15 protein-coding genes are annotated in these 14,676 nt (G+C 60.2%); 10 read left to right on the forward strand and 5 right to left on the reverse strand.

Features of this window, described 5'->3' with window-relative positions; translation table 11 throughout:
- Window positions 1-45 precede the first annotated feature (45 nt).
- Entirely contained in the window at window positions 46-1,089 is a 1,044-nt protein-coding gene (gene lpxK, locus LXM96_RS13005; RefSeq protein ID WP_239998984.1) for a tetraacyldisaccharide 4'-kinase, read from the forward strand.
- Window positions 1,090-1,100: 11 nt separating this feature from the next.
- Here lpxK and LXM96_RS13010 read toward each other — a convergent pair whose 3' ends face one another.
- Entirely contained in the window at window positions 1,101-1,334 is a 234-nt protein-coding gene (locus LXM96_RS13010) for a DUF2093 domain-containing protein (RefSeq protein WP_239998985.1), read from the reverse strand.
- Window positions 1,335-1,416: 82 nt separating this feature from the next.
- Window positions 1,417-3,219: a DNA mismatch repair endonuclease MutL gene (gene mutL / locus LXM96_RS13015; protein WP_239998986.1), complete on the reverse strand. Its 1,803-nt coding sequence runs from the start codon at window positions 3,217-3,219 to the stop codon at window positions 1,417-1,419.
- 301 nt (window positions 3,220-3,520) lie between these two features.
- On the opposite strand from mutL, the gene LXM96_RS13020 reads away from it, so the two are divergent.
- The gene (locus LXM96_RS13020) at window positions 3,521-4,867 is read left to right on the forward strand and encodes a putative bifunctional diguanylate cyclase/phosphodiesterase (RefSeq protein ID WP_239998987.1); all 1,347 of its coding nucleotides are present in this window, start codon (window positions 3,521-3,523) and stop codon (window positions 4,865-4,867) included.
- A gap of 125 nt (window positions 4,868-4,992) precedes the next feature.
- On the opposite strand, the gene LXM96_RS13025 is transcribed toward LXM96_RS13020, so the two are convergent.
- A complete protein-coding gene (locus tag LXM96_RS13025) occupies window positions 4,993-5,880 on the reverse strand; it encodes an SMP-30/gluconolactonase/LRE family protein (RefSeq protein WP_239998988.1) in 888 nt (295 codons plus the stop codon).
- Between the two features lie 285 nt (window positions 5,881-6,165).
- Here LXM96_RS13025 and LXM96_RS13030 point away from each other — a divergent pair, with 285 nt between their 5' ends.
- From LXM96_RS13030 to LXM96_RS13065, 8 genes are all read left to right on the forward strand, one after another.
- Window positions 6,166-6,897 (forward strand): helix-turn-helix transcriptional regulator, encoded by a 732-nt coding sequence (locus LXM96_RS13030; protein WP_239998989.1) that lies wholly within the window; start codon window positions 6,166-6,168, stop codon window positions 6,895-6,897.
- Window positions 6,898-7,064: 167 nt separating this feature from the next.
- Complete coding sequence (locus tag LXM96_RS13035) at window positions 7,065-8,204, forward strand: Mrp/NBP35 family ATP-binding protein (RefSeq protein WP_239998990.1); 1,140 nt, start codon at window positions 7,065-7,067, stop codon at window positions 8,202-8,204.
- A 223-nt stretch (window positions 8,205-8,427) separates the two neighbouring features.
- Window positions 8,428-9,573, forward strand: coding sequence for a cell wall hydrolase (locus LXM96_RS13040; RefSeq protein ID WP_394801957.1), 1,146 nt, complete (start codon window positions 8,428-8,430; stop codon window positions 9,571-9,573).
- A 261-nt stretch (window positions 9,574-9,834) separates the two neighbouring features.
- The gene (locus LXM96_RS13045; protein ID WP_239998992.1) at window positions 9,835-10,188 is read left to right on the forward strand and encodes an AtpZ/AtpI family protein; all 354 of its coding nucleotides are present in this window, start codon (window positions 9,835-9,837) and stop codon (window positions 10,186-10,188) included.
- 56 nt (window positions 10,189-10,244) lie between these two features.
- On the forward strand, window positions 10,245-10,997 hold the full coding sequence (locus LXM96_RS13050; protein ID WP_239998993.1) for a F0F1 ATP synthase subunit A: 753 nt from the start codon (window positions 10,245-10,247) through the stop codon (window positions 10,995-10,997).
- A gap of 68 nt (window positions 10,998-11,065) precedes the next feature.
- The gene (locus LXM96_RS13055; RefSeq protein ID WP_003588243.1) at window positions 11,066-11,293 is read left to right on the forward strand and encodes a F0F1 ATP synthase subunit C; all 228 of its coding nucleotides are present in this window, start codon (window positions 11,066-11,068) and stop codon (window positions 11,291-11,293) included.
- A gap of 79 nt (window positions 11,294-11,372) precedes the next feature.
- Window positions 11,373-11,999 carry a F0F1 ATP synthase subunit B gene (locus LXM96_RS13060; RefSeq protein ID WP_239998994.1) on the forward strand — a complete coding sequence of 209 codons (627 nt, stop codon included), beginning with the start codon at window positions 11,373-11,375 and terminating at the stop codon, window positions 11,997-11,999.
- Window positions 12,000-12,002: 3 nt separating this feature from the next.
- The gene (locus LXM96_RS13065) at window positions 12,003-12,488 is read left to right on the forward strand and encodes a F0F1 ATP synthase subunit B (protein ID WP_239998995.1); all 486 of its coding nucleotides are present in this window, start codon (window positions 12,003-12,005) and stop codon (window positions 12,486-12,488) included.
- 84 nt (window positions 12,489-12,572) lie between these two features.
- Here the strand turns inward: LXM96_RS13065 and LXM96_RS13070 are convergent, their stop codons facing one another.
- Together LXM96_RS13070 and LXM96_RS13075 are read right to left on the reverse strand one after the other, a co-directional pair.
- On the reverse strand, window positions 12,573-13,238 hold the full coding sequence (locus tag LXM96_RS13070; protein ID WP_239998996.1) for a ribonuclease HII: 666 nt from the start codon (window positions 13,236-13,238) through the stop codon (window positions 12,573-12,575).
- 165 nt (window positions 13,239-13,403) lie between these two features.
- Window positions 13,404-14,561, reverse strand: coding sequence for a PA0069 family radical SAM protein (locus LXM96_RS13075; RefSeq protein ID WP_239998997.1), 1,158 nt, complete (start codon window positions 14,559-14,561; stop codon window positions 13,404-13,406).
- Between the last annotated feature and the right edge of the window lie 115 nt (window positions 14,562-14,676).

Here is a 14,676-nt window from a genome sequence, read left to right on the forward strand (position 1 = left end):
TCCCATTTGTTGCCCGCGGTTTAAGGTGAAAGTGGAGATGAGTTCATGGCGTCAGAAGCGCCACCGTTCTGGTGGGAGAAGGCGGATTGGCGCGCCTGGAGCCTTGCGCCGGTGTCCTTTCTGTACGGCAAGATCTCAGGCCGACGCCTCTCCAAGGGCAAACGGGTAGGCGTACCTGCACCAGTCATCTGCGTCGGCAACTTTACCGTTGGAGGTGCGGGCAAAACGCCGACGGCGATTGCACTCGCACGCGCAGCCAAGCAGCGTGGGCTGAAGCCCGGGTTCCTAAGCCGGGGCTATGGCGGCTCTCTGGATGTGACGACAATCGTTGATGCCGATCACCATCGCGCCGGTGCCGTGGGCGACGAGGCGCTGCTGCTGGCACGCGAGGCGGCCACGGCGATCTCCCGCAGGCGTGTCGAGGGAGCTCAGAGGCTGGTTGCCGAGGGGGTCGACCTGATCATCATGGACGATGGCTTCCAGAGCGCGCGTATTGCCATCGACTTCGCGTTGATCGTCATCGACAGCGTTCGCGGAATTGGCAATGGCCATCTCGTTCCAGGCGGGCCGGTGCGGGCGCCGATCACAGAGCAGATGCGTCACCTGTCGGCGATCCTGAAGGTAGGTAACGGCGATGCCGCCGATGCACTGGTGCGACAGGCTGCCCGTGCAGGCAAACCTTTCTACGTCGCCTCCCTTGTGCCGCAACCGGCTCCGGAACTCGAAGGACAGTCCGTTCTGGCCTTCGCCGGCATTGCCGACCCGGAAAAGTTCTATCGTACCGTCGGAGCGCTGGGGGCGACACTGGTGGAGCGCCGGTCGTTTCCAGATCATCACTACTTCAGCGAGGATGAGGTTGCCGATCTGATCGCCGACGCCGATCGGCAGGGGCTTCTTCCGGTCGCAACCGCAAAGGATGCCGTTCGCCTTGCTGGCGGCCACCGATCAGCAGAGGCGCTCTTGCAGAAGCTTCGTGTGGTCGAGGTCGAGATGACATTCGACGACCCACATGCGCCAAACCATATCATCGACCTTGCGATGGCTGCTTATCGGAAGAGGCGGCTTGCGGACAATCGAACGGCGGGTTGAGACAAAGACCGCTATGGGCGTGACTGGATCGGCAGCACGCCCGCGCGCTTGTCGGCCTCCAGCGAGGCTGCAACGTCGGCATAGGCTTCCTGGCGGGCAACGCTCCAATAGCGGAGCTCGTCAAGCGGGATTTGGACGCCGGTGACGGCGCAGGTGACATAAGACCCCGCACTGACCAGTTGGTAGTCGCCATCGAGATACCGGATCTTTGCTTCCCGATTTCCGCTTCCCTCGAACCGGTTCATCCCTTTTCTCCTGCCGAAAATCATCTCTTCGCTTTATCGCGGGTCTCGCCGTGGCGCCACCCCTTTCGGCTGCCCTCTTCCGTTAGCTGCGGCCGAACAATCGCTCGATGTCCGCTAGCTTCAGCTCGATATAGGTTGGGCGTCCGTGGTTGCATTGCCCCGAGCCCGGCGTCACTTCCATCTGGCGGAGCAACGCATTCATTTCCTCTGGTCGCAGGCGGCGGCCGGAACGGACGGATCCGTGGCAGGCCATGGTGGCGGCAACATGTTCAAGCTTGGCGCGTAGCCCGCCGGCGGTGCTCCATTCCGCCACCTCGTCGGCAAGATTGCGAACCATGCCGGTGGCGTCGATTTCACCCAGCATCGCCGGCGTTTCCCGGACGGCAATGGCTCCGGGACCGAAGCGCTCGATCGCCAGCCCAAATTGATCGAGTTCCTGGGCAAAGGCCATTAATCGGTCGCAATCTTCTTCCGGCAAATCCACGATCTCCGGGATCAGGAGCGATTGAGATGCTAAGCGTCCGCTATCGAGCGCCTTTCGCATCGCTTCGAACACAAGTCTCTCATGCGCCGCATGCTGATCGACGATCACCAGGCCATCGTTTGTTTGCGCCACGATGTAATTCTCGTGCAATTGGGCGCGCGCAGCACCGAGACGGTATTGCGCACTATTCTGGTGATCACTCGCGCCGGGGTCGGGGTTGGATACGGTGTCTGCCCGCGCAGCCGGGGCGGTGAAGCTGTCGAAGCCCGCTTGTTGGTTTTCCGCAAAGCCGTATGCGGGCGTCAGTGGACGTGAAGGAGAGCTTTGCGGAGCCCAAGGAGTGGATGGCGGCGGCGCGGCATAGCCTGGCCGAAAGGCGCCCGCCAAGCCGTTCGCGCTGGTGGTTGCAGCGCGGCTGCCCTCGCGTCCCAATGCCTCCCTGATGGCACCGACGATCAGGCCGCGGATCAGGCCGGGGTCGCGAAACCGGACGTCTGCCTTTGCCGGATGAACGTTGACGTCGACCAGCGCCGGGTCGAGCGTAATGGACAGCACCGCCACCGGATAGCGCCCGGAGGGCACCGTCTCGGCATAGGCTCCGCGGATGGCCGACAGGATCAGCTTGTCCTGGACGGGGCGCCCATTGACGAAGGCATACTGATGCCCGGAGTTGCCCCGGTTGAAGGTCGGCAACCCGGCGAAGCCGGTAAGGCGAACATCCTCCCGCGCGGCATCGATCTCGATGGCATTGTCTTTAAACTCGCGGCCGAGAATCTGTGCAATCCGCGCCAGCGGATCGTCGCCTGTCGAGGGAAGCTCGAGCGTCGAACGGTCCGGACCGGAAAGCACGAAGCGGATCGCCGGAAAGGCGATCGCCATCCGCTTCACCATCTCCGTAATCGCGCCGGCCTCCGCTCGCTCCGACTTCAGGAATTTAAGGCGCGCCGGCGTGGCGAAGAAAATGTCGCGCACCTCGACTACCGTGCCCTGGTTCGCGGGGGCAGGGCGAACGGGTGAGGTGGTTCCCCCCACAACCGACACCTGCGACCCCTGTCTGTCGCCAACACACCGGCTGGTGATGGTCAACTTTGCAACAGAGCCGATCGACGGAAGAGCTTCCCCTCGAAAGCCGAGCGTATGGATATCGTCCAGCGTCCTGTCGATCTTCGAGGTACAATGCCGCCGCACCGCAAGTTCCAGGTCGCTGGCATCCATGCCGCAGCCATTGTCGGTGATCCGCAGCAGGCTCTTGCCGCCTCCGGCGGTCGCGATCTCGATTCGCGTTGCCCCGGCATCGATCGCGTTTTCGATCAACTCCTTTGCGGCACTGGCCGGTCGCTCGATGACCTCGCCGGCGGCAATCTGGTTGATGAGGGTTTCTGGAAGAAGCTTGACGACCATTCTACGATTTTCACGGATTTCCGACGGCTTGGAAAGGGCTGGCTGCAAACTGTGGCGTCAGATGCAGAGTTTTCAGGGAAGATTGATGCCCGACGGCATGCTCGCTCCCTTGGCTGGTGAGAAACGTTCTCGTCCACGGAAAATTCGCAACTGATGGCGCCTGCGCTGACACCACTGCAGCTTCTGTGAGGTAATTCTAACTAAATTACTGAAAACGCTGGTCTTTTGACTTGGGGCTGAATGTAATTTGTTAATCTTTGTGCGCCATCTTCTCAAGAATGTTTACAAAGTATCGGATTTCATGATGTCGGCGAATGGTGTGTCGCCGCAGGTCAGCAAGAAAGAGCTGCAGGCAATGGCGTACAGTGATCCGCTCACGGGTCTTGGGAACCGCCACCGGCTACGGGACAAGGTGCGGCTGCTGGCGGCGGAGCGTGCGCAGGATCCCGCGCCCTTCACCATCTGTATCGCTGACCTTGATGGGTTTAAGCCGATCAACGATCTTTTCGGCATTGAAGCAGGCGATGAAATCCTTTGTCAGGTTGCACACCGGTTGAAGGCATGCGTGCCGGAAGGCGCGACCGTAACTCGCCACGATGGAGACGAGTTCGCATTCGTTCTGCCTCTGATTTTCGAGCGCAGCGGTGCCGAGCGGATCGGTCAGATGATGAGGGATGTCCTGTCTGCACCCTATGATCTGGGAGACCGCCATGTCCGTCTCTCCGCCTCGTTCGGCTTTGCCGTTTATCCGTTCGCAGGTGATGAATTCGAGACGTTGCTGGAAAGCGCGGAAACGGCACTGTACCAATCGAAGCGGCGAGGGCGGGGGCAGATCACCGTATATACCCGCGAAATCGCACATGAGATGAAGCGGACGACACAACTGGAGCAGGCGCTGCGCACGGCAGTGATTGCTGACGCTGTTGACGCCCACTTCCAGCCGATTGTTCGCCTCGTCGATGGGGTGACAGTAGGATTCGAGGCTTTGGCGCGGTGGAATGACCCCGACCTTGGCTTCGTCGCACCCTCTGTCTTCGTACCACTGGCCGAGGAGCGAGGCTTCATCGATGCCTTGTCCGAAACCCTTCTTCGCAAGGCTGCTGAGGCTGCTCTTTCATGGCCACGTGATGTGTTCCTGTCGTTCAACCTGTCCTCGGCACAACTCATGGACCCTGGAACAAGCGAAAGCATCCTTTCCATTCTCCATCGGGTGGGACTTGCCCCACACCGCCTGGAACTGGAAATCACCGAGACTGCGGTGATGACCTCCGCCGAAACCGCCGAGCGCATCCTCGCCGACCTGCGCGGGCAAGGGGTCAAGATCTCGCTCGATGACTTCGGTACAGGCCAGTCGAGTCTCGGCCGACTGCGCGACTTTGCGTTCGACAAGGTGAAGATCGACCGGGCCTTTGTGTCGCAGATCACGACGGATCGCGCCTCAGAACATATCGTCAAGGCCATTCTGGCAATGTGCGACGGTTTGGGGCTCCAGGTGGTAGCCGAGGGAATCGAGAGCCACGCGGATGCGGAAAAGCTCAAGGGGCTCGGCTGCGAGATGGGGCAGGGGTATCACTATGGCAGACCCGCCGATGCTGCGTCGACGCTTGTTTATCTGCAGAAGCATTATCGCGAACTAGTGCCGGTTTGAAGCACAAGCCAGCACAGGGTCGCTGGAAGAGAAGGCGGCACCGCCGCATCAGATGCGTCCATGCATTCCCTGGTCAGACCCCTTCGCCTGACACGCCAGTTTTGTAATCGTGCCCAGCTGATGGCCTAGAGCTTGAAGGAGGCCTCGGGCGTTCCGGACACGCCGGGCGTGAGGCAGAACAACTGTCCCGCCAAGGGATCCTCTCGTCGTTCGGTGTCACTCAAACCTTCCCATGCTGACGTGAGCGCCAGCCTGTTCAGGTCCACGCCATAGAAGGCGGGGCAAGTCGTCCGCTTTGCCAGTGAGACATGGCTTGCCAGCAGTTTGCCGGCGGCGCTGTAGCAATCCACTGTCCCCGCACCCCATCTCGCATTCCAGATATTTCCCCTTGAGTCACAGACCGACCCATCCATGCCGCCAGGACGAGCGCTCGTATCGGCTAAAACGAGCGCAGGTTCTCTGGGGAGGCCCGTGGCAGGATCTAATGGAACGTGCATCAGGTGATTGATCCTGGTGTCGACGAAATAGCCAGTCGTCCCATCGGGTGAGAAGCAAATGGAGTTTGGAATGCTCACGTTCTCAAAGAGCAGCGTCGGCTTTGCCTCTGCCACATGATAGATTGCGCCTGCTCCCTCTTCGGCGTCCTTGCCCATTGTCCCGATCCACAGGCTGCCGCTGGGATGGACGCGCCCGTCGTTGGATCGGTTATCGGGTTCATCGGTTTCCAGCTCGCAGTAGAGCGAAAGTTCGCCGCTGGCACGGTCGCGTATGAAGAGGCCCTCCTCCGTCGCCAGCAGCTGTCGTTCATCGTCGATTCGAGCCACCACACTCGCCATGAAAGGTAGCCGGTGTGCGCGCGCGGCCCGCGAGGGCACGTGCAGTTCATGCAGCGTCTTTCCCAGAATGTCGAACCACCACAACGTCTCTGTTTCCAGCTCGAAGCTTGGGCCCTCGCCGAGCTCGCAGACGGTGGACGAGAGAATTTGGCTTTGATGGGAAGGCTCTGCCGCCATGACGGTCTCCTGGATTCGAAGTGGGGGCAATGTGTCGTGGGAAGATGATGATGACAAGGCGGTCGCTGTCGCTGGTGTGGAACATGGAGCGAAGCTGGAGAAGCCGATGCTGTGTCAGGAATAAGAATTGCCAAGAAACAACTTTGGGCATACCTCTGCTGTGTATTCGCGTCCTATCGTTTTCACGGCGAACCTGCTCTTTCAGACAGCCTAAGGTTGCCAATCAACATATGATTCTGCGTTCGCCGGACGGGCGGCGATGATTGTAGAAGCGGGAATTCGGCCATGCCGCAATTGGAAAAATTCGTTCAGCAAGAGTCGATAGAACTGAAGCTCCAAGAGATCCCCGGGCTGAAGACCCAGTTCGATGTCTTCCGCTTCATGAAGCGCGTCATGGAAGATTACGGTGCTCGAGCGTTCATGGTGGTAAATTTGCCGCCCCTCACAACGCTGACGCTTTCGGCAAGCACGGTGATCACGAACTTGCCGGCTGATCTGATCGCAGCTTTCGATCGTGAAAACCTGCTGTCTTCAAGCCCGGTGCTAAAACGTTTGCGGGACTCCAGCCTGCCCTTCCTGTTCGATATGGAGGGCGTCACGAAAGAGCGAGGTGATACTCGCTCAGAGACCCTTTTCCGGGAGCATGCGCTCCTTCACTGGGCCTACTTTCCTGTTCAGGACGGAACCAGCCTAAGGGGAGCTATTGCTTGGGCATGGGAAGACCGTCTTGTTACAACACAGCAGATGATGGAACTCGGGTACATAGCGATCCATGTCTATGAATGCCTCCGGCAGATTCGCAACGCCACCTTTCGCTCCACCGATACCCTTACCGATCGCGAAATAGACTGCCTGAACTGGACTGCTGCGGGAAAAACCAGCGCTGAGATTGCCGAAATCCTTGGGCTTTCGGAGCATACGGTCAACCACTACCTCAACCGCGCCGCCAAGAAGGTTGATGCTGTCAACAGAGCGCAGGCTGTTGCCAAGGCGCTGCGCGCAGGTCTCATCAAGTAGGCGCACCGCCAGCCCTTCGCTTCAAATGCGCAGCGCCACCCTTCGACTAGGCAGCCGCCCACAGGCAGCCGCGTCGGATGGTGTCCATAGAGGTTGCGGGAGCCTGCAGCCACCTCCTATAAAGCGTCGCAGACATGGATGCGAATGTCAGTCGACAGGAGTTCGTTATGCCCGAGGTTACGAAAGAACAGGTGCTGGATGCGCTCAGGAAAGTGCGCGGCCCGGATCTGGAGAGCGACATCGTGGCTCTCGGCATGGTCTCCGACATCTTCATTGCCGATAACAAGATCTATTTTTCCATCACGGTGCCAGCGGCGCGGGCGAAGGAGTTGGAGCCGCTGCGGACGGCAGCGGAACGCACGGTCAAGGAAATACCCGGTGTGAAGGGGGCCGTGGTGACGCTCACGGCCGACCGCAAAGGCGAAAGCCCTTCGGCGACGCCGGCACCGCAGGGAAGGTCCGCCTCCGGGCCCACGCCGCAGTCGCCTCAGCCTCGCTCGTCCAAGGCTGGTATCCCGGGACTCGGTGCAATCATTGCTGTTGCATCAGGCAAAGGTGGTGTGGGTAAATCGACGACAGCGGTCAATCTTGCCCTTGGTCTGCAGGAGAATGGTCTGCGGGTAGGTATCCTGGATGCGGATATCTACGGACCCTCGATCCCCCGCCTCTTGAAGATCTCCGGGCGCCCCCGGCAGGTGGAGAACCGGATCATCGTACCGATGGAAAACTATGGTTTGAAGGCCATGTCCATGGGGTTTCTGGTGGACGAGGCCACCGCGATGATCTGGCGCGGACCGATGGTCCAGTCGGCCCTCCTGCAGATGCTGCGCGAGGTCGCTTGGGGTGATCTCGATGTCCTGGTTGTCGACATGCCTCCAGGCACCGGCGATGTGCAGTTGACGCTTGCGCAGCAGGTTCCCCTTGCCGGCGCCGTGGTCGTCTCTACACCTCAAGACTTGGCGCTCATTGATGCCCGCAAGGCGATCGCCATGTTCGGCAAAGTGGAAGTGCCCATTCTTGGCATCATCGAGAACATGAGCTACTTCGTGGCTCCCGATACAGGTGCCCGCTACGACATTTTCGGTCATGGCGGTGCCCAAGCCGAAGCTGAGCGCATTGGGGTTCCCTTTCTCGGAGAGGTTCCCCTGACGATGGAGATCCGGGAGACGTCAGATGCTGGCACCCCGGTGGTGGTGTCGGACCCCGGTGGGACTGCAGCAACTGTTTATCTGGAGATCGCTGCGAAAACCTGGGACCAACTGCAGGGACGAACGGTACGGGCGGCTCCCGCCATTGTCTTCGAATAACCGGTATCCTTCCCACAGCGCGCGGCTGCGTCTTCGATGTCTGATGACCTGAATGCACTGCGAGGGGAACGGACCATCTGACATTTACGTGAGGTGGCACTGTTTGCTGGAAACCAAAGGGTGTGAGGGCGTGCCGTTAACCGAGCATCAAGGTTAATGATTGATTCTCCGGGGCGTTGTTCTCGTGTCCCCTGGAGTTGCTGTTTTGCGTTCGATTGGCGTTTTGAGTCGCAAGTCCCGCGTTCGTGCAGACGCCTGGATGGCCCCCGCAGTGTTTGGCGTGGCATGCTGGCTCGGCTTCCCCTCCATTGCCGCACATGGCGACCTTTCGGATCTCTTGTCCGGGATGGACGCAGGCCAGAGATGGCGTGTTGTCCTGACCGATTCTCCCGCGGGCTCCATTCACTCCTCTGAGGTTGCCTTTCCCGCCATGGAACGGGCACTTCCTGCCGGTACGGGAGTAAAGCTACCCGACGGACGAAAGGTGGCTTTCGCCAGCAGTTCCGAAGGCGCGGAGACGACGCCGGACGAGGATCGTGTCAACCGAAAGTACAAGAAGGGCCGCATCGTTGCCGTCGAGCCGATGCAACCACCGAAAGCCTTCAGCGCCGGCTCCGTTCTCCAGCGCACCAGTGCCCTGACGCGTCCGCTGGAGACGAAGGAGGAGCTTGCAGCCTTCGCCAAGCCCGGCAAGGCTGCCAAGCAGATCGAACTCGCGTCCTTCTACTTCCGCAAGGACGAAAAGCCGGCCCATAACCTGATGCCGGTGGTGGCAGGTCTGGTGACGAATGACGAAGCTGATGTCCTGGCAACGGCTTACGCTCCGAAGGAGCCTGACTTTGCTCGCCAGTCGCCGTTCGATGCAATCCTGAAGAAGCCGGAAGCGGGACGCTTCATCGCGCCGATCTCTCCACAAGATCATGCCTGGGCTGCCGTCCCGCTGCCGCCTGTGGCTTTCTCCGCGCGCGAACAACAGTGCCTGGCCTCCGGCATCTATTTCGAGGCTCGCGGCGAGTCCGCTCGGGGACAGGCGGCTGTCGCGCAGGTGATTCTCAATCGGGTCCGCAATCCGGCCTACCCGAAAACCGTCTGCGATGTGGTCTACCAGAACAAAGACTGGCGAAATCGCTGCCAGTTCTCATTTGCCTGCGACAACATCCGCGATCGCATCCGCTCCAGGTACCATTGGAAGATGGCGCGCGAGGTTGCCATGGCGGTAACGGCCGGCAAGATCTGGCTGAAAGAGGTCGGCTCCTCAACCCACTATCACGCTGTCTACGTGCGGCCGAAATGGGCGAGATCCATGGAGAAGGTCGGTCGGATCGGCCTACACATCTTCTACCGCACTCACGGAGGTGGCTGGAGCTGAGGCCGTAGACTCCACCCGCTGATTCCACTGGAAGATTTGCCGCAGTCACATCGGATCCATCTAAGCCGTTGATAACATGAACTTTATGCATGTTGCTGCAGTGCTTTCGTATGCCTTGACTATGCAGCCGCTCAAAACTATGTTGCGCCCGACTTGAAAACGGGCCGGAAGGCGCGAAATCCCTCGCTGTCTGCATGTTTCGTACGGATCGGACGGTCCGAAGACCGTAGGATGCGGTGAGATCGGTAGGGGTGCTCGCTAATGACGGATAATCGGGACGAGAGTCTGGAGCAGCGCCGTCGGCGTCTATCTGCTGAACTGGCAGAGCGGGGCGTCGAAGAAGCAGCCGAGGCGAAGCGGGACGCGCAGAGCGAGGAAAGCCGTCGAGGGATGGCACTTGGTCTGAAGATCTCTTCGGAGTTCATAGCCGCAATCGCCGTTGGCGCCATGCTCGGCTATCTTCTCGACCGTTTTGCCGGTACGGGACCGTGGGGACTGGTGATTCTTCTCCTGCTCGGGTTTTGCGCCGGGGTTTTGAATGTTCTGCGGGCCGTGGGAATGGTGGCGACGCCGCCTGCCTTCAATAGCAAGCAGGGCAAGGGGCCAAAGTCGTAATATCGCCTAAGAGGCGGGCGCGGCTATGGCGAGTGAAGGTAGAAAGAAGGTAGACGGTGGCTAACGATCCGACCCATCAGTTCCAGATCAGCAAGATCGTCCCGATCGAAATCGGCGGGATGGACTTTTCCTTCACCAATGCATCGCTGTTCATGGTTGCCACGGTCGCTTGCGCCGCCGGCTTCCTTTATTTCGCGACATCGCAACGTGGGCTGATCCCGGGCCGGGCACAGTCGGTTGCCGAAATGTCCTATGAATTCATCGCCGGAATGTTGCGGGAAGGTGCGGGAAGCTCAGGGATGAAGTTTTTCCCCATGGTCTTCACGCTGTTCATGTTCATCCTTACGGCGAACCTGCTCGGCATGTTCCCCTATTTCTTCACCGTCACGAGCCAGATCGTCGTCACCTTCGCCTTGTCGCTGTTCGTGATCGGAACGGTTCTCGTTTACGGCTTCTACAAGCACGGCTTTCACTTCCTGAATGTGTTCATCCCGAGCGGCGTTCCGGGTGTTCTCTTGCCGTTGGTCGTTGCGATCGAAATCATTTCGTTCCTGTCCCGTCCGATCTCGCTGTCTGTGCGTCTCTTCGCCAATATGCTGGCTGGACACATCACGCTGAAGGTCTTCTCCGGATTCGTTGCCTCGCTCGGCGCCTTGGGTGCGCTCGGCATCGGCGGCGCGATCCTACCACTCATCATGACCGTCGCCCTGACGGGTCTCGAATTCCTCGTCGCCTTCCTCCAGGCCTATGTCTTTGCGGTCCTCACCTGCATGTACCTCAATGACGCTGTCCACCCAGGCGGGCACTAAGGAATAACCACATTGGCGTCCTGAGGCGTCAGTCATCAGCCGCAACAACCCATTCAAGGAGTTCTCACATGGAAGCGGAAGCAGCAAAGTTCATCGGTGCAGGTCTGGCTTGCTTCGGTATGGCCGGTACGGCTCTCGGCCTCGGCAACATCTTCGGCAGCTACCTGTCGGGCGCCCTGCGCAACCCGTCTGCCGCTGACAGCCAGTTCGGCCGTCTGGTATTCGGCTTCGCCGTTACGGAAGCTCTGGGCATCTTCTCGCTGCTCGTTGCTCTCCTTCTCCTGTTCGCCGTCTAATAACGGCATCGGGTTCTGGATCACGGCCGCCGTCTGCGTGCCGTGATCCTTTGCATTTGGTATCCACCTGGAGGTGATGATGTTCGTGACTTCGGCATTTGCGCAGACCGCGCCGGAAGCCACAGAGACGCTTGAAGCGCCGGGCACTGTGCCTGCGGGCGAAGTACACACGGAAACCGGTGTTGCGCATGACGACGCTCACGCGACCGGTCCTTTTCCGCCTTTTGACGCTACGACCTACCCTTCGCAGCTTCTGTGGCTCGTCATTACTTTCGGTCTCTTCTATCTTCTGATGCAGAAGGTGTTGGTTCCACGCCTCGGGAGTATTCTCGAGCAGCGTCATGACCGCATCGCGCAGGATCTCGATGAGGCTTCCCGCTCGAAGGCTGAAGCCGATGCTGCGGTTGCGACATATGAAAGAGAGCTGGCAGATGCCCGTGCTAAGGCCGGCGCCATCGGGGAAACTGCCCGCGAAGCTGCTAAGTCGAAGGCTGCTGCCGACCGCGCCGCCATCGAGGCGGAACTAGGACAGAAGCTTAAAGCAGCAGAAGCTCGGATCGGTGAGATCAAGGCCCAGGCTTTCGCCCAGGTTGGCGCTATCGCTGAAGAAACGGCGTCTGCCATCGTTGATCAGTTGATCGGTTCCAAGGCCAGCGCAGACGACATCAAGGCTGCTGTCGCCGCAGCATCCCCCAAGGAGGCCTGATCCATGGCTCTCGACGCAACATTCTTTGCCCTCGTCGGCCTTATCCTCTTCTTCGTCCTTCTGGCCTACCTGAAGGTTCCGGGGATGATCGGCAAGTCGCTCGACGAGCGCTCCAACAACATCCGCAATGAGCTTGCCGAAGCCAAACGCCTGCGTGAAGAAGCTCAGCAATTGCTTGCTGAGTATCAGCGCAAGCGCAAGGAAGCGGAGGCCGAAGCTGCACAGATCGTAGCCGCCGCCGAGCGCGAAGCGGCCATGATGACCGAAGAAGCCAAGCAGAAGACGGAAGAGTTCGTGGCGCGCCGCACCGCACTCTCCGAGCAGAAGATCCATCAGGCTGAAGCTGATGCCATCGCGGCTGTCCGCTCCGCTGCTGTTGATCTGGCCATTTCCGCCGCCGAGGATGTCATCGCCAAGAAGATCGACACCGACAAGCAGGATGCTTTGTTCAAGGACTCTCTGCACAAGGTGCAGTCTCGACTGAACTGAACTGGCAGGAACTGGACGATAAAAAGGCCGCGCATCGCGCGGCTTTTTTTGTGGCGGGAAGAGGGTGGTTCTTAGCAGTCGCAGCTACTGCGGCAGGTCGTCTTTGCGCAGGGGCCGGAAAGTCATGCGGTGCAGTGCGCATGGGCCATGCGCCTCGATTCCTGCGCGATGCTGCGGCGTTGCGTAGCCTGCGTGCTTCTGGAAGCCGTAAAGCGGGAAGACCTGATGGGCGCGTGCCATCATGCGGTCCCGCGTCACCTTGGCGATGATCGAAGCGGCGGCAATCGAGACGGACCGAGCATCGCCCTGTATGACCGCCTTCCCATGGCAGCAGAGGCCAGGAGGGATGTCGCGGCCATCGGTCAGCACATAGGCTGGGCTGACGGCGAGGCCCGCCACGGCGCGCCGCATAGCGTCGAGGCTCGCTCTGAGAATATTCCGCTCGTCGATATGTCGTGGCCCCGAAGCGGCGATGGAGACTTCGGCCGTCGCCATGATGACCTCGAACAAATTTTCACGCTTTGACGCCGTCAACTGCTTGGAGTCGTTCAGCCCTTCCGGGATGCTATCGGGATCCAGAATAACGGCTGCGGCGACCACCGGGCCGGCCAACGGACCACGGCCTGCCTCGTCAGTGCCAGCAACAGGCCAATGACCGGCCTTCCTCGCCGCCAGCTCCAGACTGAAATCGGGAAAGAGCGGAACCTCTTCGAAAAGAAGCGGAGAATCGGGGGACGTGCGAGACAACATGGCGGCAGCCTTGCACGCCCTCCCGATCTCCTGCAAGCCCCGGCACGTGTGATGCGGCACACTGTCCCGCCACGGGAGGCGGGGCCGGGGCATTCCGGCGGCGGACGGAGGCGGCGTCCGAGCCGAAAATGCCGGAGCGGTCATGCTCCGGCAATGGGTGAATGGTCAAAGCAGCGACAACTGAATGCCGCCGCCGTCTGGCCGAGTGAACAGGTCGTCGCGCAGCGGCAGCCCGCGACGGCCCATTCCCAGCCGCTTGGTCGCCATCTCGAAGCGGCGACCGATCTGCCAGGCATATGGGCCTGTGCCTTTCATGCGCTTCGTGAAGTCGGCGTCATAGTCCTTGCCACCACGCATGGAGCGCACCAGTGACATCACGTGCCGGTATCGATCCGGATAGTTGCGCAGCAGCCAGTCGCGAAACAGCGGGCTGACTTCCAGCGGCAGCCGCAGCAGCACGTAGCTTGCCTCGGCAGCGCCCGCGGCGTGCCCTGCATCCAGAATGCGCTCGAGCTCGTGATCGTTGAGGGCAGGGATGATGGGCGCGACCATCACTGCCGTCGGTATACCAGCATCCGTCAGTGCCTTGATCGCCTCCAGACGCTTCGTCGGCGTCGAAGCGCGCGGCTCCATGTTGCGGGCCAGTTTTCGGTCGAGCGTGGTAACGGAAATTCCTACCTTTGCCAGCCCCCGCGATGCCATGTCCGAGAGGATGTCGATGTCGCGCATGATGAGCGCCGACTTCGTGACGATTGCCACCGGGTGGTTGGCTTTCTGGAGCACCTCGAGGATCTGCCGCATGACGCGCCATTCCCGTTCGATCGGCTGGTAAGGATCCGTATTGGTACCGATCGCGATCGCCCGTACCTTATAGTCGCTCCGGCTGAGTTCCCTTTCCAGGAGCTTCGGCACGTCCGGCTTGGCGAACAGCTTGGCCTCGAAATCGAGGCCCGGGGATAGCCCCATGAAACTGTGGGTGGGGCGGGCAAAACAATAGATGCAACCATGCTCGCAGCCGCGATAGGGGTTGATTGAACGATCGAAGGAAATGTCGGGCGATTCATTGCGCGTAATCGCCGTCCGTGGCTTTTCCACCTGCACCTCGGTGCGAAACGGAGCGAGATCCTCAAGTGTCTGCCAACCGTCGTCGACTGTCTCCCGGCGTTCCTCTTCGAACCGGCCGCTTGGGTTTAGCCCGGCACCCCGCCCGCGGCGGCGATCGACATCAATGCGCAAGCCGGACGAATTCACCAGCGCATCGGCAATATCTGCCGCGTGGGCAGGCGCGAAAGCAGCCTGCCTCAAATGGGACAGCTCGTTCATGTGAGGCTCCAAGGGGGATGCTCCCCTTCATTCGATGTCTCCGAAGGTAGGATGAAAAAGAGAACAATGCAAGAACAAAATGCGGGAATTTCTCCCTGTGGAAATCCCTGCCGCG

This window comes from Rhizobium halophilum, from assembly GCF_021648825.1.
Lineage (GTDB): Bacteria > Pseudomonadota > Alphaproteobacteria > Rhizobiales > Rhizobiaceae > Neorhizobium > Neorhizobium halophilum.